Source organism: Nocardia pseudovaccinii, assembly GCF_050942345.1.
Classification (GTDB): Bacteria; Actinomycetota; Actinomycetes; order Mycobacteriales; family Mycobacteriaceae; genus Nocardia; species Nocardia pseudovaccinii.
This window is the reverse complement of sequence record NZ_CP192074.1, coordinates 2,039,865-2,059,331: the sequence shown is the minus strand read 5'-3', so window position 1 is coordinate 2,059,331 and position 19,467 is coordinate 2,039,865. Positions and strand designations below refer to the sequence as shown.

At 67.0% G+C, this 19,467-nt stretch carries 17 protein-coding genes; 7 read left to right on the top strand and 10 right to left on the bottom strand.

All coding sequences use genetic code 11. The features are described 5' to 3' along the window. Nucleotides 1-53 precede the first annotated feature (53 nt). Complete coding sequence (locus ACQPZ2_RS09280; protein WP_433525174.1) at nucleotides 54-1,442, bottom strand: cation:dicarboxylate symporter family transporter; 1,389 nt, start codon at nucleotides 1,440-1,442, stop codon at nucleotides 54-56. 132 nt (nucleotides 1,443-1,574) lie between these two features. Between ACQPZ2_RS09280 and ACQPZ2_RS09275 the strand changes: the two genes are divergently transcribed. After that, nucleotides 1,575-3,242 (top strand): ATP-binding protein, encoded by a 1,668-nt coding sequence (locus ACQPZ2_RS09275; RefSeq protein ID WP_433525173.1) that lies wholly within the window; start codon nucleotides 1,575-1,577, stop codon nucleotides 3,240-3,242. Beyond that, nucleotides 3,239-3,940: a response regulator gene (locus tag ACQPZ2_RS09270; RefSeq protein WP_433525172.1), complete on the top strand. Its 702-nt coding sequence runs from the start codon at nucleotides 3,239-3,241 to the stop codon at nucleotides 3,938-3,940. Before ACQPZ2_RS09275 ends, ACQPZ2_RS09270 begins: the two co-directional genes overlap by 4 nt. A gap of 30 nt (nucleotides 3,941-3,970) precedes the next feature. Here the strand turns inward: ACQPZ2_RS09270 and ACQPZ2_RS09265 are convergent, their stop codons facing one another. After that, nucleotides 3,971-4,558 (bottom strand): helix-turn-helix domain-containing protein, encoded by a 588-nt coding sequence (locus ACQPZ2_RS09265; protein ID WP_433525171.1) that lies wholly within the window; start codon nucleotides 4,556-4,558, stop codon nucleotides 3,971-3,973. A gap of 137 nt (nucleotides 4,559-4,695) precedes the next feature. On the opposite strand from ACQPZ2_RS09265, the gene ACQPZ2_RS09260 reads away from it, so the two are divergent. Then, entirely contained in the window at nucleotides 4,696-5,709 is a 1,014-nt protein-coding gene (locus ACQPZ2_RS09260; protein ID WP_433527371.1) for an NAD(P)/FAD-dependent oxidoreductase, read from the top strand. A 3-nt stretch (nucleotides 5,710-5,712) separates the two neighbouring features. On the opposite strand, the gene ACQPZ2_RS09255 is transcribed toward ACQPZ2_RS09260, so the two are convergent. The 3 genes from ACQPZ2_RS09255 to ACQPZ2_RS09245 form a co-directional block, all read right to left on the bottom strand. After that, complete coding sequence (locus ACQPZ2_RS09255; RefSeq protein ID WP_433525170.1) at nucleotides 5,713-7,026, bottom strand: cytochrome P450; 1,314 nt, start codon at nucleotides 7,024-7,026, stop codon at nucleotides 5,713-5,715. 103 nt (nucleotides 7,027-7,129) lie between these two features. Continuing rightward, the gene (locus ACQPZ2_RS09250) at nucleotides 7,130-7,852 is read right to left on the bottom strand and encodes a TIGR03089 family protein (protein WP_433525169.1); all 723 of its coding nucleotides are present in this window, start codon (nucleotides 7,850-7,852) and stop codon (nucleotides 7,130-7,132) included. Nucleotides 7,853-7,870: 18 nt separating this feature from the next. Beyond that, the gene (locus ACQPZ2_RS09245) at nucleotides 7,871-9,346 is read right to left on the bottom strand and encodes an LCP family protein (RefSeq protein ID WP_433527370.1); all 1,476 of its coding nucleotides are present in this window, start codon (nucleotides 9,344-9,346) and stop codon (nucleotides 7,871-7,873) included. A gap of 229 nt (nucleotides 9,347-9,575) precedes the next feature. On the opposite strand from ACQPZ2_RS09245, the gene rfbD reads away from it, so the two are divergent. The 3 genes from rfbD (at nucleotide 9,576) to ACQPZ2_RS09230 (ending at nucleotide 12,707) form a co-directional block, all read left to right on the top strand. Beyond that, entirely contained in the window at nucleotides 9,576-10,442 is an 867-nt protein-coding gene (gene rfbD, locus ACQPZ2_RS09240; protein ID WP_433525168.1) for a dTDP-4-dehydrorhamnose reductase, read from the top strand. 171 nt (nucleotides 10,443-10,613) lie between these two features. Continuing rightward, nucleotides 10,614-11,513, top strand: coding sequence for a glycosyltransferase family 2 protein (locus tag ACQPZ2_RS09235; protein ID WP_327093450.1), 900 nt, complete (start codon nucleotides 10,614-10,616; stop codon nucleotides 11,511-11,513). A gap of 114 nt (nucleotides 11,514-11,627) precedes the next feature. Next, entirely contained in the window at nucleotides 11,628-12,707 is a 1,080-nt protein-coding gene (locus ACQPZ2_RS09230; protein ID WP_433525167.1) for a sugar phosphate nucleotidyltransferase, read from the top strand. 124 nt (nucleotides 12,708-12,831) lie between these two features. Here ACQPZ2_RS09230 and ACQPZ2_RS09225 read toward each other — a convergent pair whose 3' ends face one another. Then, complete coding sequence (locus tag ACQPZ2_RS09225) at nucleotides 12,832-14,409, bottom strand: carboxylesterase/lipase family protein (RefSeq protein ID WP_433525166.1); 1,578 nt, start codon at nucleotides 14,407-14,409, stop codon at nucleotides 12,832-12,834. A 152-nt stretch (nucleotides 14,410-14,561) separates the two neighbouring features. Between ACQPZ2_RS09225 and ACQPZ2_RS09220 the strand changes: the two genes are divergently transcribed. Beyond that, a complete protein-coding gene (locus ACQPZ2_RS09220; protein WP_433525165.1) occupies nucleotides 14,562-14,792 on the top strand; it encodes an FmdB family zinc ribbon protein in 231 nt (76 codons plus the stop codon). 29 nt (nucleotides 14,793-14,821) lie between these two features. Here the strand turns inward: ACQPZ2_RS09220 and ACQPZ2_RS09215 are convergent, their stop codons facing one another. The 4 genes from ACQPZ2_RS09215 to ACQPZ2_RS09200 form a co-directional block, all read right to left on the bottom strand. Further along, nucleotides 14,822-15,112, bottom strand: a complete 291-nt coding sequence (locus ACQPZ2_RS09215; protein WP_433525164.1) for a SelT/SelW/SelH family protein — start codon at nucleotides 15,110-15,112, stop codon at nucleotides 14,822-14,824. Nucleotides 15,113-15,129: 17 nt separating this feature from the next. Further along, nucleotides 15,130-15,519: a YchJ family protein gene (locus tag ACQPZ2_RS09210; RefSeq protein WP_433525163.1), complete on the bottom strand. Its 390-nt coding sequence runs from the start codon at nucleotides 15,517-15,519 to the stop codon at nucleotides 15,130-15,132. A gap of 375 nt (nucleotides 15,520-15,894) precedes the next feature. Further along, a complete protein-coding gene (locus ACQPZ2_RS09205; protein ID WP_433525162.1) occupies nucleotides 15,895-16,440 on the bottom strand; it encodes a hypothetical protein in 546 nt (181 codons plus the stop codon). 214 nt (nucleotides 16,441-16,654) lie between these two features. Further along, nucleotides 16,655-19,081, bottom strand: a complete 2,427-nt coding sequence (locus tag ACQPZ2_RS09200) for an AAA family ATPase (RefSeq protein ID WP_433525161.1) — start codon at nucleotides 19,079-19,081, stop codon at nucleotides 16,655-16,657. Nucleotides 19,082-19,467: the final 386 nt, after the last annotated feature.

Here is a 19,467-nt window from a genome sequence, read left to right as displayed (position 1 = left end):
ACACCACGAAGGGGCCCGCAGATCCTGCGGGCCCCTTCGTTATACGGGTACAGCTAGGCCGAAACCAGATCCTTGGTGTCGTCCTGCTGCGGCCGCGGGCCGTGGTCGTCGTCGACCATGGTCCGCTCGTCGAAGGGCAGTTTGCGATCGAGGACCGTGTGGACCCGGTCCACATCGACGGTCTTGGTCCAGGTGCCGACCAGCACCGTGGCGATGGCGTTGCCCGAGAAGTTGGTCAGCGCACGGGCTTCCGACATGAAACGGTCGATCCCGACGATGAGGCCGACGCCGTCGAGCAGTTCGGGACGATGGCTCTGCAATCCGCCGGCCAGCGTGGCCAGACCCGCGCCGGTGACACCCGCCGCGCCCTTGGAGGCGACGATCATGAACAACAGCAGGCCGACCTGTTCCCCGATGCTGAGCGGTTTACCCATCGCATCGGCGATGAACAGCGACGCCATGGTCAGGTAGATGGCAGTGCCGTCCAGGTTGAACGAGTATCCGGTCGGCACAACGACACCGACCGTGGTCCGTTCGACGCCGAGGTGCTCCATCTTCGCGATCAGCCGCGGCAGCGCCGACTCCGAGGACGAGGTGCCGAGGATCAGCAGGTACTCCCGCGCCAGGTAGCGGACCAGCTTGAAGACCGAAACCCGCGACACGCTCCACAGCAGCACGCCGAGTACGCCGAAGATGAACACCAGACAGGTCAGGTAGAACGCGATCATCAGCAGTGCGAGTTGCTTGACCGCATCGAGTCCCGTCTTGCCGACCACATTCGCGATCGCGCCGAACGCACCGATCGGGGCCAGCCACAGGATCATCGACAGAATCCGGAACACCAGCTTCTGCAGCGATGCGACACCGCGCAGGATCGGCTCGCCCGTCCTCCCCATTGCCTGCAGCGCGAACCCGACGAGAAGCGCGATGAACAGCGCCTGCAGCACGCTGCCGGTGGTCAGCGAGGACAACAGCGTGGTCGGAATGATGCCCTGGATGAATTCCCAGGTACCGCCTGCGGCATGCGCCTGATCGGCCAGTTTCGCGCCCTGTTTGGCGGTCTTGGCGATATTCATGCCGGAGCCCGGCTCCAGCAGGTTGCCGACGACCATGCCGATGCCGAGCGCCACTGTCGACATGACCAGGAAGTACCCGAGCGCGAGTCCGCCGACCTTGCCGACATTGGCGGCCGAGCGCACCGAGCCGATGCCGAGCACGATGGTGCAGAAGATGACCGGCGCGATCATCATCTTGATCAGATTGACGAACATCGTGCCCAGCGGGCCGACGTCCTGACCGAATTCGGGGGCCAGCCAGCCGACCAGAATTCCCGCGATGACGGCGACGATGACGGCCAGATACAGCCAGTGGGTACGGTCGCGTGGCACCTGTCGCTCCGGTGTTTCGGCGAGGTCGGTTGTTCGGTCGCTGCTATCGCTCATGGTGGGTGAAGTCCCCTTCAAGTGGTACCGGCGTGAGGTGGCTCACGCCCTCACGTGCACAATGTTGGCTGCTAGAGGTGATAGCGGTCACGCTTTGGTGCATTACGTTCAAAATGGCACGAGGGAAAGAAAGTGTTGCGCGTTGGGAAACACGGGGGACGCGGTCGGCTATCGCTGGCCGGACAGGCCTTCGTACTCCAGCTCGTGGTGCTCGGGTTGGTCATCGGAATCGGGGCGGTGCTAGCCGTTCTGGACACCAGGCACCACAGCGACGTCACCACCTCGCGCGAGGTCACCGATGTCGCGGTGACCGTCGCACAGGCGCCCTCCACCCTCGAAGCGCTACGCACCGCCAATCCCACCGCTCTGCTGCAACCGGTGACCGAACGGACCCGCATGGCGACCGGGATGGACTTCATCGTGGTGATGGCGCCGGATCGGACCCGGTACACCCACACCACACCCGAGCGCATCGGGCAGCCGTTCAGCGGCAATATCGATCGGGCACTGGCCGGTGAGACGTTCACCGAGACGTTTTCCGGAACGCTCGGGCCGTCGATTCGAGCGGTCACACCGGTCTACGACGACGGTCGCATCGTCGCGTTGGTGTCGGCGGGCGTGACGCGGGCGCGGATCGGCGCTCAGGTCGGAACGCAATTGCCGTTGATTCTCGGCGTGGCCGCGGCGGGTCTGATGGTCGCGGCGGCGGGTTCGTTCCTGCTGAGTCGCCGGATTCGCCGCCAGACGCACGGTCTCGCGCCGGATGAGCTGCGCACGATGTACGAACAGCACGATGCGGTGCTGCATTCGATCCACGAGGGCCTGGTGGTGTTCGGTCCGAACGGTGACGGTGCCGAAGTCGTCAACGATGAGGCGCGCAGGCTGCTCGATCTGCCCGATGGACCCGTCGCCCGCGCGGATCTGCCGATCTCGATGCAGCGGATGAGCTGGGGGGTGGTCCGCGACGAGATGCATGTGACCACGGATCGGATTCTGCTGGTCAATCAGGATGTCGTCACCTGGGAGCGGCGGCCGATCGGCACCGTGATCACCATTCGCGACCACACCGAATTACGCACGGTGATGGGTGAACTCGATTCGGTGCGCGGTTTCGCGGAATCGCTGCGCGCGCAGGCGCACGAATCGGCCAATCGGCTGCACACCGTGATCACCATGGTCGAGTTGGGGCGCTATCGGGAAGCCGTGGAGTTCGCGACCGCGGAACTTCAACTGTCCCAAGCCCTTATCGATCGACTGCTCACCTCGGTCGGCGATCCCGCGCTCGCAGCACTACTGCTCGGCAAGGTGAACCAGGCCGCCGAGCGCGGCATCGAGCTGACCATCACCGAGGATACCGCGCTCGACTCGACCGCGCCGCTGTCCGCGCAGGAGACGGTGACGCTGGTGGGTAATCTGATCGACAATGCCATCGACGCGGCCGCCGACGATTCGGCTGGCTGGGTAGAAGTGACTGTGCGTCAACAGGATTCGTCGGTCGTGGTCGATCCCGCGCCGGCACCGGATCCGGCGCTTGCCATCGAGTCGGCGACGGCGTTGGATTCGATGCGATCGGCGAACGATTCGGCACTGTATGTGCGCGTCGCGGACAGCGGGCCCGGAATGTCAGCGGAAACCTTCGCCCGCGCCGCCGAACGCGGCTACTCCACCAAGGCCGACCATCACGGCCTCGGGCTGGCACTGGTCCATCGCCTCGTCGATCGGCACGGCGGTGTGATCGGCACCGAACGCAATCCGGAAAGTGCCGTGACCGTGACGATCCCACGAAAGGATGCGCGATGATCCGAGTGTTGATCGTCGAGGACGAGCCATTGATCGCCGAGGCGCACCGCGCCTACGTCGAACGGATTCCGGGCTTCAGCGCGGTCGCGGTCGCGCACACCGGTCGCGAGGCCATGCGCGCCGCCGCCGATGCCGCCGCCGAGAACGCGCCGATCGACTTGGTGCTGATGGATATCGGACTTCCCGATGCCAGCGGCCTCGATGTGGCCGCCGCCCTGACCGGCCTCGCGCCCCGACCCGACGTCATTGCCATCACCTCGGCCCGCGACTTGGCCATGGTGCGCACCGCAGTCTCCTACGGCGTGGTCCTCTACCTGCTGAAACCGTTCACCTTCGCCGCCTTCCGCGACAAACTCGAACGCTACCGCGAATTCCGCACCGCCCTGCCCGCGGGCGAAACCGCCATCTCCCAACACGACATCGACCGCGCCCTCAGTGCCCTGCGCACCTCCGACCAACGCGCCACCGCCCCCAAAGGCGTTGCCCCCCAAACCCTGGACGAAATCTCCCGTACCGTCCGCGATGCCCCCGGCGGCCTCACCGCCGCCGACACCGCAAGCACCGTCGGCGTTTCACGCATCACAGCCTGGCGTTACTTGGAAAAGCTGGCCGACGACGGCCTCGTCGACCGCAAATCCGACTACGGCCGAGCCGGCCGCCCCAAAACCCGCTACATCTGGAAAATCCGCCCGGAATAAATCGCTATTCCGGATGGGCAGTGCGGTTTGTCAGTTCGGGCGGGGTTTGGGGGTGGTGCGGAGGTGGGCGCGTTCGCCTTGTTTGCCGAAAAGGCTCAGGAATTCGACGGGGTCGGGGCCTGCGGTGCCGAACCAGTGCGGGACGCGGGTGTCGAATTCGGCGGCCTCGCCGGGGGTGAGGACTACATCGTGTTCGCCGAGGATCAGGCGGAGGCGGCCGTTGAGCACGTAGAGCCATTCGTAGCCCTCATGGGTTCGCGGGTCGGGCTCGCGGCGAATATTCGGCGGGATCACCAGTTTGTAGGCCTGGATGCCGCCCGCTCGGCGGGTCAGGGGCAAGTAGGTCATGCCGTGGCGGGTGGTCGGGCGCAGGTGGATGCGCGGGTCGCCGGTGGGTGGGGCGTCGACGAGTTCGTCGAGGGTGACGCCGTGCGCCTTGGCCAGCGGCAACAGTAATTCGAGGGTTGGGCGACGGGCACCGGATTCCAGGCGCGACAAGGTGCTCACCGAGATGCCGGTTTCCGCGGAGAGGTCGGCCAGTGTGGTTTCGCGCTGGCGGCGCAGCGCGCGTAACCGAGGTCCGACCGCGTCGAGGGCTTGGCCGAGGTCGTTGTCCATGCCGACCAGATTGCCATATCGGCAAGTTTGTTTGCCAATATCTGCGACCGGCCCGCATGGTTGTCCGAGGAGGTGGTCATGTGACCGAGCGAAGCGAGGGAACCAATCAGCACAGCACCAACAGTTGCAGCGGAGCTGTGACCGATCAGCTGAAAAGCGACTATGACGTGGTGGTGATCGGCGGTGGCGCGGCCGGATTGAGCGGCGCGCTGATGCTGGCCAGGATGCGACGCTCGGTGGTAGTCATCGATGCGGGGCAGCCCCGAAATGCCCCGGCCGAGGGCGTGCACGGACTGCTCGCCAGGGACGGAACGCCGCCGGGCGAATTGCTCGAACGCGGTCGGGCCGAGGTCCGCGGCTATGGCGGACATGTGGTGAACGGCGAGGTGATCACGGTCGCGCGGGATGGCGACGGATTCGCGGTGTGCCTGGGTGACCGGTCAGTGCGGGCGCGACGGCTCTTGGTGACCACCGGGCTCGTCGATGAGCTACCCGAGATCGCGGGACTGCGGGAGCGTTGGGGCCGCGACGTGATCCACTGCCCGTACTGCCACGGCTGGGAGGTCCGCGACCAGGCCATCGGTGTGCTCGGCACCGGCCCGATGGGGGTGCACCAGGCACTGCTGTTCCGTCAGCTCACCACGGATGTCACGTACTTCTCGCACACCATGCCATTAACCGCCGAACAGTCGGAGGAGTTGAACGCCCGCGGCATCCGCGTGGTGCACGGCGAAGTGACGGCGCTGGAGATCGTCGACGACCGCCTCGCGGGAGTGCGGTTGGGCGACGGCACCGTAATCGCTCGCGAGGTCGTGGTGGTCGGCTCGCGGATGGTCGCCCGAGCGAGCTTCCTCGAAACACTCGGACTGCAACCGGCCGAACACCCGGCAGGCGTCGGCGAATACATCACCACCGACGCCACCGGCCGAACCGATGTGCCCGGCGTCTGGGCCGCGGGCAATGTCACCGACCTGACGGCCCAGGTCGGCGCGGCCGCAGCAGCAGGCGCGGCCGCCGGAGCTCAGATCAACGCCGATCTGGTCGCCGAGGAAACCCGTCGAGCCGTTGCCGCCTACCGCGAACCGTTCTCCGCCGAAACCGAAGCGCAACTGTGCGAGGCCGTTACGGGCGATCATCGGCACGGCATATAGCCCTCAGACCGTCGTCGGCTCGGGAGCCGGGGTGCCGGCCCGGCGACCGAGCCGAACCGGCATCCGCTCATATCCGTGCAGCGTGAACAACTCTCGACGCTGCGGCACCCCATCGAGTTGCAGGTCAGGGAAGCGCTCGAACAAGGATTGCAGCGCGTAGGTGGCTTCCATTCGGGCCAGGCTCGCACCGAGGCAGGCGTGGATGCCGCTGCTGAATGTCAAGTGCTCCTTGGCATTCGAGCGGCCGACATCGAAGACATCCGGATCGGCGAAGACGGCGGGATCGCGGTTCGCGCCCGCCAGCGACAGCACCACGGTATTGCCCTTGTGCAGCTGCACACCCTCGAGTTCCAAGTCGGTCGATGCGATTCGCGCCGTCGTCTGCACCGGCGCATCGATGCGCAGCACCTCTTCGACCGCATTCGGCCAGAGATCCGGTTCGGCGCGCAATCGATCCAACTGTTCGGGATGCGTGACCAATTGGGCGACGCCGTTGCCGATCAGGTTGACCGTGGTCTCGAAGCCCGCGCCCATCAACAGGCTCGCGGTCGCCTTCAAGGCGAAATCATCGAGCTCACCCGAGGTGACCAGACTGCTGAGGATATCGTCGCCCGGTTCGCGGCGCAGTCGCGCGATATGGCCGTCGAGGTAATCGTTCATCACCTCCATCGAACCGAGCGCACGCCGGAATGCCCGCCAGGAAATCCCGATATCGAGCAGCGGCGTCATCCGATCGCCCCAGTCCAGGAATAGCGTTCGGTCCTTTTCCGGGAAGCCGAGCATTTCCGAGATGATGGCGATCGGCACCTGCGCGGCATACGACGCGATCAGATCGGCCGAACCGTCCGAGGGCAGCGCACCGAGCAGTTCCTCGGTGACGGTCTCGACCCGTTCCCGCAATCGGCGGATCGCACGCGGGGTGAAGGCCGACGCGACCGGCTTGCGCATCCGCGTATGCTCCGGCGGGTCGATGACCAGCATGGACGGCGGCTCAACCGGATTGGGCGGCAAGGGAAGTCGCTCGGCGAGCAATTGCAGCGGCTTCGGAATATTGAAGCTGTCGGTAGTGCGCACACCGAATCGGTTGTCCCGCAGCACGGCTCGGCACAGCTCGTGGTCGAAGCTCGCCCACGCGATCGCGGTGCGCTGCAGCCGCCCCTGTCCGCGCAGCCGCTCGATCAGTGGATAGGGATCGGCGAGACCATCCGGTCCGCCCATCAGTTGGGCGAACGGATCGCCGCGCCGCGCCTGGGTGCGCAGGGCCAACCGCGGCGCACCCTGCACCGATAACCACCGGAACCAATACTGCGGCTTCATCACTTCACCAACCCCATCGTTGCGCGACAATTCCACCGTACGGACTCCCCGGCCAGGGCGGAACGTCCCATGGTCGGACACCGACGTATACCAGGGTAGGAGCTCAGCCGCGCTGCGCGGTCACCCGCTCGGATTCGATGCGCCGCTCGCGCAGCGCCGGATCCGGATTGACCACCTGCACCAGCGAAGCCCCCGCCACCAGCACCGAGACGAACCCGTCGATCAGTTCGGCCGGGGTATCCCAGGAAGTGCTCGACAGCACCCGGTCGCCCTCGGAAAACCCTTGCAGCACAGCGGATTTTCTGGCCTCGGCGAGCACCGCGGAGACCGGCATGCCGCCCAGCGCCACCCCGGCGCCGCGCGGCATGAACTGGTCGCCGTGCACCCGCACGGAGGTGGCGAAATCGGTGATGCCGATCGGCAGATCCCGCACCGGCATGCCGAAGGCATCCAACGAGAGCGCGGCGACCTCTGGAATACCGTCGGTCTCGTCCAATCGCTCGGCGGTCGCCAGCGCCAGATCGGCATCCGGATCGGGCCCGAGCACTACCTCGGTCCCGGCCCACCAGCAGCCGAGCAGCACTGCGGCGGTCTGCCAGTGCGCGGGCAGCAGCACCGCGACCCGCGCACCCGGGCTCAGCCCGAATTCGTCGCGGATCAGATTGGCGGTCTTGGCCGCCCAGTTCGCCAGGGTCAGCCCGGATAGTTCGATCCGGGCGCCGGTGGCGTCGTCGTAGTAGGTGACGCGCGGACCGGCCGGGTCGCGCTCGAGGATCGGATCGAGTACCGCCTCGGTGAGTGTCAGCACGTGGTCGTGGTCACGCATCGGTCAAATCACGCATGGTCAATTCACGCATTTCGGTCCGTTCTGGCCTGCGTCGATCGGTGGAGCCGGTGGTACGGGCGTTGCGGTGCTCGACGTTCCGGAGAAGTCGAACATGCTGCCCGCGGTCGAGCCCGGACCAGAATAGTCGCTTGCCAGCACGACGCTGACCGAATCCGGGGACAACGTGCTGTCCGCGACGACTGTCAGCCCGCCGAGCGCCTTCGCGACCGCCTTGGCCTTCGGATTCGAGGTATCCATCGCGAGCACTCGACTGCTGGTGACGGTGGTCCCGGTGTAGTTGCCGACCAATCCCTCTTGGAATCCCTTGGCCGTCAACGCCTGTGCCACCTGTCCCGCGAGCCCGCCGATCCCACTCGCATTGAACACACTGACGCTCACCGATGCCGGATCCATCGTCGGCTCGGCATGATCCTCCGACTTGCCGTCGACCAGCGACGCCACATACGACTTCACCGCTTTCGGATCCACCCGCACGACCGATTCACCATCGCTGGTCGTGTCGTTGAGATCGGCGACCGGAATCGTCTCGAAACTGACCTGACCGCCGGAAAGATCCTTCAGCTGCTGCAGGAACGCCAGCACGTCCCAATCGTCGTCCAGTACGACGGTGCGACCGACCGCATCACTGAGATTCCGCAACTTGCCCGGATTACTCAGCGTCTTGGCGCTGAGCACCTGGCCGACCAACCGCGCCATGAAGACCTGCTGGCGCACGATCCGGTCCAGATCGCCGCGCGGCAGATCATGGCGCTGGCGCACGAAGCTCAAAGCCTGTGGGCCGTCGAGCTTCTGGCGACCAGCCCGGAAGTCGGCGCCGGACATCCATTCGTCCACGGGATTGTTCAGGCAGACGTCGACCCCGCCGACCGCATCGGTCAGCAGCACGAACCCGAGCAAACTGACCTCGGCGTAGTGGTCGACCGTGATGCCGGTGAGATTGGCCACCGTCTTGATCAGCGCCTGGCGCCCGGCCTGCGTGGACTGCTTGTCCGCGTCGGCCTCCGAGACGCCCTGGCTGATCAGCTTGCGGCGCTGAGCCTCTTTGGTCGCGCCGTAGGCCGAGTTGATCTTGCTCGTGCCGATGCCAGGAATGTCGACATAGGAGTCGCGCGGAATGGAGATGGCGGTGGCGGAGCGCCCGTCGTTCGGGACGCGAACCAGCACGATGGTGTCGGTATTGGTGCCGACCTCATCGCCCGCGTGCAATATGGCGCGCTCATTGCCGCTGAGCGGATTGCCGTGCGCGTCGGTGCGGCTGTCCACGCCGACCAGCAGGATGTCGACGGCGCCGTCGCTGCCGCCGCCGAGGCCGAGGCCGCCGATGCGTTCGATATTCGAAATCAGCGAGTCGACGCTGTGCCAGGCGAATCCGGTGATGAGCAGGACCAGCACCGCCCCGGCCGCGACGAACGCGCGCAGCGGCCCCAGGCCGCTCCTGGCCGCGGGTATTCGCGACGACGCTGTCGCCCTCATCTTCTGCGGCACCACTGCATCCTCTCGCCAAAAACCGAGCATTCTGCTGCGCTTGCCCGCGCGCTCCCAGCTGATGTACCGACTGCCCAGCGCCGGTTCGTCGAAGCCGACGCGTCGCTGACTCGACCGCCCCGCCTCCGGTAGCCCCCGTCTTGCTTGCCCCGAGGCTAACCGACGGCTACCGCGGCGGCCCACAACCGCAGGTGCCACGGCGTGCCAGACTGTGCCCGTGACCGCGATTTCGCCCTCGTCGACCGTAGCCGCGCGCCTCGTCGTGACCGGAGCGGGTGGGCAGTTGGGACGCGAACTGTTGCACCGCGCGCCCGACGCCCACGCCTTCGGTCGCGACGAATTGGACATCACGGACGCGGACGCCGTGCGCGCCGCACTCGAACCGGGTGATGTCGTGCTGAACTGCGCCGCCTACACCGCCGTCGACCAGGCCGAATCCGATCCCGACGCCGCCTTCGCGGTCAATGCGACCGGACCGGCCGTACTCGCCGCCGCCTGCGCGCAGGCAGATGCCCGATTGATCCATGTTTCGACCGACTACGTGTTCGCGGGAACCCACGACAAGCCGTACGACACCGACGACCCGACCGAACCCGCCACCGTCTACGGCCGATCCAAATTGGCAGGCGAACAGGCCGTGCTGGCGACCGCGCCGCACGCACATGTGGTGCGCACCGCGTGGGTATACACCGGGCGCGGAAGCGATTTCGTCGCGACCATGCTGCGGCTCGAACGCGAACGCGACACACTCGACGTGGTCGAGGACCAACTCGGCTCCCCGACCTACGCCGCCGATCTGGCCGCCGGACTCCTGGAATTGGCGGTTCGGCCGGATGCGCCGCGAGTGCTGCACGCCACCAACTCCGGCCAGGTCAGCTGGTTCGAATTCGCGCGGGCGATATTCGCCGGAATCGGCGCGGATCCGAGCCGGGTGCGCCCGTGTGACTCGACCGCGTTTCCGAGACCCGCACGGCGCCCGGCATATTCGGTGTTGTCCAACCGTTCCTGGGCCGATACCGGACTGACTCCACTGCGGCAGTGGGAGGTCGCACTCGGGGACGCGCTGTCGGGGTTGTCACAGTAGGCTGCATGCCCGTGAGGGAGCGACAGCGAGCGAACCAACAACACAGCGTGCAATCGCGCACGACGAAGCCGAGCGTCAGCGAGGCGCGGTCGTGAGCGAGCGTCAGCGAGTGAACCATCAATACAGCGCGCAATCGCGCACGACGAAGCCGAGCGCCAGCGAGGCGCAGTCGTGAGCGATTCCGGATCTGCTGCCCCTGGCGGCCTTGTCGTCGTCACGGTGACTTATTCACCCGGCGAGCACCTCGAGCACTTCATCACCACCCTGGCCGCTGCCACCAGCGAAAAACCGCAGGTGATCCTCGCCGACAACGGTTCGGTGGACGGTGCGCCGGAGCTGGCGGCGGAGGCCAACGCACACGTGCGGCTGCTGCGGACCGGCGGAAATATCGGTTACGGCGGTGCGATCAACCGGGCGGTCGCGGAGATCGATCCGAGCGTCGAATTCATCGTCATCGCCAATCCGGATATCCGCTGGGACAGCGACTCCATCGACAAACTACTCGCCGCCGCCAAGCGCTGGCCGCGGGCGGGGGCGCTCGGACCGATGGTGCGCGAGCCCGACGGCAGCGTCTACCCGTCCGCACGCTCGGTGCCCGGACTGCTCGACGGCGCCGGACACGCCATTCTCGGCACGGTGTGGCCGTCGAATCCGTGGACCCTGCGCTACCGCCAGGACAACGAGCAGATCTCCGAGCGGGCCGTCGGCTGGCTGTCCGGTTCGTGCCTGCTGGTGCGGCGGGCGGCCTTCGATTCGATCGACGGCTTCGACTCGCGCTACTTCATGTACATGGAGGACGTGGACTTCGGCGACCGGATGGGCAAGGCGGGTTGGCACAACGTCTTCGTGCCCGACGCCGAGGTCACCCACGCCAAGGGCCACGCGGCCGGACGCCATCCCGAGGTGATGCTCCCCGCGCACCACGCGAGCGCGTACCGATTCCAGGCTGACCGGCATCCGCACTGGTGGCAGGCACCGTTGCGGTTGGCGTTGCGGGCCGGACTTGCGATCCGTTCCCGGATTGCGGTTCGATCTGCGCTGCGTCAACAGGCGCGGGAAGCCCAGAGCTAACGTCACACGTTCGGCACACAACAGTGCCGAACCCGTGTCGCTGGGTACTGAAACTGGTGTCTGTCCGGTGACGCGCACCACCGAGCACACGATCCACTGTGAACAGGGAGCATGATGGCAGGAAATGCAGGCACCGACGCCGTGATTCTGGTCGGCGGCCAGGGCACGCGGTTACGTCCGCTCACCCTGTCGGCGCCCAAGCCGATGCTGCCGACGGCCGGACTGCCGTTCCTGACCCACCTGCTCGCCCGCATCGCGGACGCCGGAATCACCCACGTCGTGCTCGGCACCTCGTTCAAGGCGGAGGTCTTCGAGGAACACTTCGGTGACGGCGCCGACCTCGGCCTCGACCTCGAGTACGTCACCGAGACCGAGCCGCTCGGCACGGGTGGCGGCATCCGCAATGTGCTGCCCAAGCTGCGCGCCGACAACATCATGGTGTTCAACGGCGACGTGCTCGGCGGCACCGATCTCGGTGCGATCCTGGACACCCACGAGTCCACGAATGCGGATGTGACCCTGCATCTGGTTCGGGTGAGCGACCCGCGCGCATTCGGCTGCGTGCCGACCGACGAGGAAGGGCGGGTCACCGCCTTCCTGGAGAAGACGCAGGATCCGCCGACCGATCAGATCAACGCCGGTTGTTATGTCTTCCGGCGCGAATACATCGAGAAGATCCCGGCGGGGCGGCCGGTGTCGGTGGAGCGCGAGGTGTTTCCCGCGCTGCTCGCCGAAGGTGCCCGCGTGCAGGGCCACGTCGACTCCTCCTACTGGCGCGATATGGGTACCCCGGAGGACTTCGTCCGCGGCTCGGCCGACCTGGTCCGCGGCATCGCCCCCTCCCCGGCCCTGCCCGGTCAGCGTGGTGAATCTCTCGTCCACGAGGGTGCGGGCATCGCCCCGGGCGCACTGCTCATCGGCGGCACCGTCGTCGGTCGCGGCGCCGAAGTAGGCGCAGGTGCGCGCCTGGACGGCGCGGTGCTCTTCGACGGCGCCCGCATCGAAGCAGGCGCCACCGTGGAACGCTCCATCATCGGCTTCGGCGCCCGCATCGGCCCCCGCGCCCTCGTCCGCGACGCCGTCATCGGCGACGGCGCCAACGTCGGGGCCCGCTGCGAACTACTACGCGGCGCCCGCATCTGGCCCGGCGTCGATATTCCGGACGGCGGCATCCGCTTCTCCACAGACGTGTAATAGAAAGGCGCACCAGGCTATTCGGCGTGCGCGAGGTAGGCGCACGGTGAACCGTGTGCGAGCTCGACCGCCGCGCGCCGCCAACCCGGTTGCCCCGGCGGCCTCGGAGAAGGTGCGCAGGCACTCAGCTGAAGCCGACGGCCTGTTCGCCCCAGACGGTGTGCAGGTCGCGGTCCGGGTCGTCGATTACCCGGTCGATATTGTCGATCAGGAGTGTCGTGCGGGTGCTGGGGCGATAGGGCGGCCAGTGTTTGGAGCCGTCGATGGCGGCCGGAACACCGTGGGTGGCGAAGGCGAGCCAGCGGCGTTGCATGCGACCGGAGACTTCCATGGCTACCTTGCGGCCGCCGAGCCAGAAGGTGGGATCGTGGTTCAGGGTGCCGAAATTGCCGAAGACATAAGGCAATTCGGTGGCGTGACCGGCGCCCACGCGGGCCGCCTTCAGCATGGGGGTGGCGTGGTCGAAGCGGTACATCCAGGTCGGTGAGTGCTGGGCGTGGCCGTCGGCGACCCAGTGGGCCGGCATGCGGAAGGCCGCGTCGGTGGACATGGCAAGCGCCCCACGGGTTTTCGCGAGATCCGGATAGGCCGAGGTGATTTCGGCGATGCGCTCTGGCGACATCTCCGGATGATTGGCGGCCACATCGCGCAGCATGGCATTCACCGCATCCGGAGTCACCGGCATGATCGGCGAGCGGAGGACGCGAAACAGCGAGGCCTCGTCCTTATTGGTGCCGATGATCAGCGGCACGCGATGCGAACGGCCCTGTTGAAAGCGGTCGATGGGATAGGTCGGGACCAGATAACCGTCGACGACGGGCGCGGCGGCCAGTCGGCCCGGCTCCTTCAACGGAATCTCGTCCAGCAGTACGCCTGCCGCGGTGACGATCCGGTCGATCGGGCACTCCAGCAATTCGCTTGCGCGGGAATACGGCAATTCGATCAGTTCCAGAAAGCGCTGGGCCACAGCGGCAGCCCGCTCCTGGCCGAAAACCGTTGTCGCGGGCGGACTTTGCGCGATCGCCTGATGGAACAGACCGGCCGCGGGCGGTGCGGTCAGCAGTGCGGTCACACATCCGGCTCCGGACGATTCGCCGAATAGCGTCACGTTGCCCGGGTCGCCGCCGAATGCGGCGATATTGTCGCGAACCCACTCGAGTGCGGCGATCTGGTCGTACAGACCGAGGTTCGGCGTGAAATCGTCGGAGAGCGAGGACAAGTCGAGGAAGCCGAGGGCGCCGAGGCGGTAATTGACCGTCACCACGACCACGTCACCGGCTTCGGCCAACTTGCGACCGTCGTAGATCTCCTGGGCCGCGGTGCCGAGGCAGTACGCGCCGCCGTGCAACCACACCATGACCGGGCGCGGCGCACCGGTATCAGCGGAACTGCGCGGCGACCACACATTGAGCCAGAGGCAGTCCTCCCCCGTCCGCAGGTCGGAGTCGACCGGGACCATATTGCCCATTGTCTGCGGGGCGATCTCGCCGAAGGTCGTGCACTCGCGGATGCCATCCCACGGCTGCGGCGGCAGTGGCGGCCGGAACCGGTTCGGACCGGACGGCGCGGATGCGTACGGAATGCTGCGCCACACCGCGACCGGTCCGTCCCAGCGTCCACTCACGCGGCCCCAGGTCGTCTGGGCGACCGGCTCGGTGTCGCCGACCTCGGAGCCAGGTTCGATATCGAACTGCGTGGTCATCTTCCGCACCTCCTGCCTACGCCCCGGGCAGGTGCGCTGCGAGTTTGCTCCGGCCGGGTCCAAGCACCTAGCGATCTCTTATCGAGAGTACGTCCAGTTGGACAGTGGGATAGGTGGGACGCACCTCTCCCCCTTGGCGCTACGCTGGGCCGATGCCGAGTTATAGCTTCCGGTGCCGCAGCTGTGGCGACACTTTCGAGGTCAACCGTCCGATGGCGGAGGCGTCGAATCCGGCGGCCTGCCCGAACGGCCACGATGACACCGTCAAGCTGCTGACCACATTTGCCACGGTCAGCAGGGGCGGCGGCGGCGGCGCAGCGTCACCCGCGCCCGCGCCGCGGCCCGCCGGTGGCGGGTGCTGCGGTGGTGGCTGCTGCTCCTGAATCCGGCGCGGTGATCGGCGTGGTCGATATCACGCTGGGTCGGGTCGGTCTCGCTTGTCGACGTGGCCGAGGTCACGGTCCGGTGCGACGCGGTCGCGCACGCGCTGCTTGAGTACGGCGATATCCGGGAATCCGCCGTCCGCCTTGCGCTCCCAGATCTGGTCGCCGTCGATGGTGACGCGGAACACGCCGCCCGTGCCGGGGATCAGCGCCACCTCACCGAGTTCGGTGGCGAAGGTGCTCAGCAATTCCTGTGCCATCCAGCTCGCGCGCAGCAACCAGCGGCATTGCGTGCAGTATTCGATCGCGACACGTGGCATGGGTGGCACGCTACCGGTCACGGTTCGATGATGCCGTCGAGGTAGACCCAAGCCCCGTCCACCCGGGCGAATGTGCTGACCTCGTGCAGAGATCCACGTCGGCCTTCGGCCTTGTAGTGGGCGATGAATTCCACGGTGCCGGTGTCGTCGAACGGTCCACCGCGCTCGGTGCGCACGATCTCCAGGAACAGCCAGCGCTGGTCCGAATCCAGGTCGAGCGTCTGCGGTCGGGTGCGCGGATGCCAGGACCGCAGCAGGTATTCGGTATCACCGACCGCGAATGCGGTGTAGCGCGAACGCATCAGCGCCTCGGCCGTCGCCGCGGACCGCTCCCCCGCCAGCACCGGTCCACAGCATTCGCCGAACGGCTCCCCACGCTTACACGGGCACGGCTGCGCGTCGTCCATGACTACGAATCTTGCTCGCCGTGCGGATCACTGCGCGCTCCGGGGCCCTTGATCAAGATCAGGTGGCGCTGGTGGAGGGGCTACTCGTGCGATGCCCGCGCAGATTCCACCTGATCTTGATCCGTGCGTTCGAGGGAGCTGGGGGCACGAATGTGTTTGGTTTAATGGCGTGTCGCGCGGAGTGTTACGTAAAGGTTTACTGACGTAGGCGATCCGGCAACTCCGGGGCGACGAATCACGGTGTGGATAAGCGGAAGTGTCGACACCGAATCAAGGAGCCCGCCGTGGGACTGCTGAATGTGTTGAACATGTTGGGAACCGGTTCCGCCATTGCCTCGGAGGGCCTTTCGCTGCTGGCCGGTGTCATCGGACTGTTCAGTCAGTCCTGACTTCTCGATCGATCCAACGGGTGGCGGCTGTGGCGAGCGAGGTGGCGATGGCCGCGGTCTGCTCGCGCCAGCGGCGCAGTTCGGTGACGCTCGGGGCGAGTTCGTAATCGTGGTGGTGGGCGGCGCGGGACAGGGCTGCCCATACCGTCGCGACCTGCGCGGCGGTGGCGTCGCCCGCGAATACGCGCAGGGCGAGCAGTTGGGCGCGCATTGGGCAGCGCGCCAATTCCGGTGCCACCTGCAACCACAACTCGTCGACGGATTGTTCGAGCGCGAGCCGCAGAATCCACACCGTCGCCCGCGACCACAGCCCATCGGCATCGGTCACCGACCCGTCGAGCAGCCGATCCACCGCATCGAACCGCTCGGCCACCGTCGGCCGCGGCGGATGTGGTTTTCCCGCCACCCCCTGCTTGCGCGCGCCCCCTCGCCGCCCCGCCCCACCCACCTTCTGCTGCCGAGCCCGCTCACCCCGCCGAGTCGTACGGCCCTGCCGAGCCGCGCCGTTCTTCCCACTCGATTCGTCCGGCACCCCGGCTCGCCTTCCCGCCCAGTCCTTTCCACCCGACTTCCCCCGCGAGCCGCCATCCTCCTTCCGACCGGCACCGTCTTGCCGACCCTCGACACCTTGCGACCCCGCGTCACCCGATGGATCACTATCTCGCGCCCGACCGTCGTCCGACGTGCCCGCGTCATCACGCGCCGCACTCACCGCCACCCCCGAGGCACCGATGCGCAGCACTCGTTCATCGGCGTAGCCAGCCGACGAACTTTTCGGTGTCCGCGATCAGGTCGCGCATGCTGCGGCCGATCGGGACGTGGGCTCCTGCGGTGGCGTCGCGCAGGGCATCGACGACCCATTTGCCCTCGCGGGCGAGATGTTTGTTGAGGTCGTCTACTCGGCCGCCGATCCCCATGACCGCGAGCGCGACCATTGCGCGAGTTGTTTGTGCGCCTTCGATGTAGCGTTCGACGTCGCGGTGGTCCATGCCGTCGGCGAGCAGATTGCGCCTGGCTCTGGCCAGGCTGGCCGCTTCCACGGCGGAGCGGCAACAGGTGGCCACCAGTTCGTCGGCGATCGCCGGGGGGAGTTGGGGGGTGCGGACCAGGGAGCGGGCGTCGTCGAGGTAGCGGCGGATCGGGTCGCTGGATACCCGCACTTCCACCACCGAGCGCTCGCGGCGCTGCACTTCGAGCACGCTGGCGTCCAGTTGCATGCGCCGCACCGCCTCGGCCAGCCGCTCGTCATGGGTGAAGACGATGACCTGCCGCGTCCATGCCATGACCTCGAGCACCCTGGCCAGTCCGTCCACCTTGGCCGGATCCATGGCCTGTACCGGGTCATCGATCATGACGAAGCGAAAAGGACTGTCCTCCACCGTCGCTCGCGGCAGGAACAGCGAAAGCCCGAGGGCGTGCAACTCCCCCTGACTCATCACCCCGAGCGCGGCGCCGTCCACTTCGTCGACGGTGACATCGAGGAGCACCCGCCGCGCGGTTCCGGCATTGCCCTGCAACCGAATCGCACCGAGTTCGACATTGCTCTGCTGACGCAGTGTGCGCCAGACCCAGCGCGCCGTGGTCTCCAGCGGCGCCATCCGCTCCCCGCGCAATCCGGCCGTCGCGGATTTGAGCCAATCCTCGGCACGCTTGAGTGTGCGCAGTTCGCTGCCGTTCGCGATGATCGCGCGGGCACCCTCCAGCCAGCCGCTGATGCGGGGCACCAGCGGCGCCCACACCTCGTCGAGGCGGTTCAGTTCTTTGCGAGTGCCCTGTTGCAGCAACTCGAGTTCGTCGACCAGGCGCGTGTGCGCACCGCGCAGCCGATCGGGCAGGTCGGTCGAGTAATCGGCGCCGGTCAGCGCCGCCCAGTCCGTCCAGGCGCGACGCACCGCGGTGGTGTCGACGGTGGGCGGATTGCGCGGATCGAAATCGAGTTCCGGGGGGATATGTTCCGGGAGTGCGCGGGCGTCGCGGACGGCCTGTCGCAATGCGGCCCGCGCGCTCGCGAGTGCGTCGACTCGGGAGGTCAGCTCGGCAATCGAGGCGTCCGCACCGCGCAACCACGTCGCGTCCAATTCCCCACGCCCACAGACCGGACACGCACATTCCCCGCTGGCACCGACATGATCGCGCGCCCGCCGCAGCAATTCCAGCACCCGCAGATCGGCCTCGGCATCGGCGGTCGAATCGCGCGCGAGCACCGTACGGCACTCTTCGAGGCGAGCGGCGATCGCTTCCACTTCGGCACCCGATGGCAACACCAGCCGCACGATTGCCCGCAGCCCATCCGGCCCGACCGGATTTTCTGCCGTGCCGAGTATTTCGCGACCGACGGCCCTGAGATCGGGGCGGTCCGGGCGCAGTAGGGCGGCCATCCGCGCCGCACGGTCGTCGGCCACCGCACCGAGCGCGGCCACCAGTTCGATGCGTTCCTGGCGCGAATCCCGCACGGCGCGTTCGAGTTCCAGTCGGCGGGTGCGAATCCGCTCTTGCGCCACGGTCAATTCGTCGAGGCCGAGCAGCCGGTGCAGCGCGTCGAACAGATCGCTCGGTTTGCCATCGACGAGTGCGCCGAGTTCGCTATAGGACAGGAAGGGACGATACAACTCCAGCAGACCGGCCCAGCGATTGCCGTCGAAATCCGTTGACGCGGTGCCGGATCGCTGCTCGGTCCAGTGCGCCTGCCCCAGATCCGCCTGCGGTGACCATTCTTTGGCGATGGTCAGCTCGGGATCGGCTCCGGTGGTGAGCAATTCGAGTTCGATGCGCGCCGAGCCGCCATCGTGCAGATTCCGCCAGCCCTCGCGCCATGCCGCCGACCGGCCGTCCCAGCGGCGATTACTGCCGGTGAGCACCAGCTCGGCGGCCTCGGCGAAGCTCGACTTACCACTTCCGTTGCGGCCCACCACCAATGTGAGACCCGGCCCCGGCGGCAACCGCAGTGTCGCCTCGGGCCCGATGCCGCGGAAGCCGCGCACCCGGATCGCCCGCAGGAAGATGCCGGAGCCGTCGAATTCGGTTGTCAGATCATCGGACTCGCCGCCGCCGAGGGCGCGGAGCACGGTGTGTGCGACATCGGGGGTGACCGCGGGATCCGCTGCGAGCCGCCGGGATACCACTTCGGTCAGGCGCGGCACCGTCGCAGTATCGGTTTCGGGATCTGTACGCATGCGTAAACCCCCTAGACCACGAACCGCGGCACGTCCTCCAACCCCGCACGGGTATCACTGTTGAAAGCTGAACGAGACGCTACCCGATGGCGTCGAATTCGCCCACAGCGGTACCGTTTCGCGCGGTCGGAAGGGGAAATGCGAATCTGCCCGCGGGGATGGTATGGCCATCGAACAGGCTGGGCCCCGCTCGATGTCCACCCCTCGCCAACCCCGGCGGGCAGCTCGATGGTGTGTCACCCGATTTGGGTGGCTCGGTCGGAGCCGAACAGGACAGAATGCCAGAATCGGACAACCAGCGCAAGATACTTTCCTTGCCGAATCTGTCGTCCGCGCAGCGTATTCCAGAAAAATGGCCCCTCACCACCTAACTTGTCGGTGGGCTG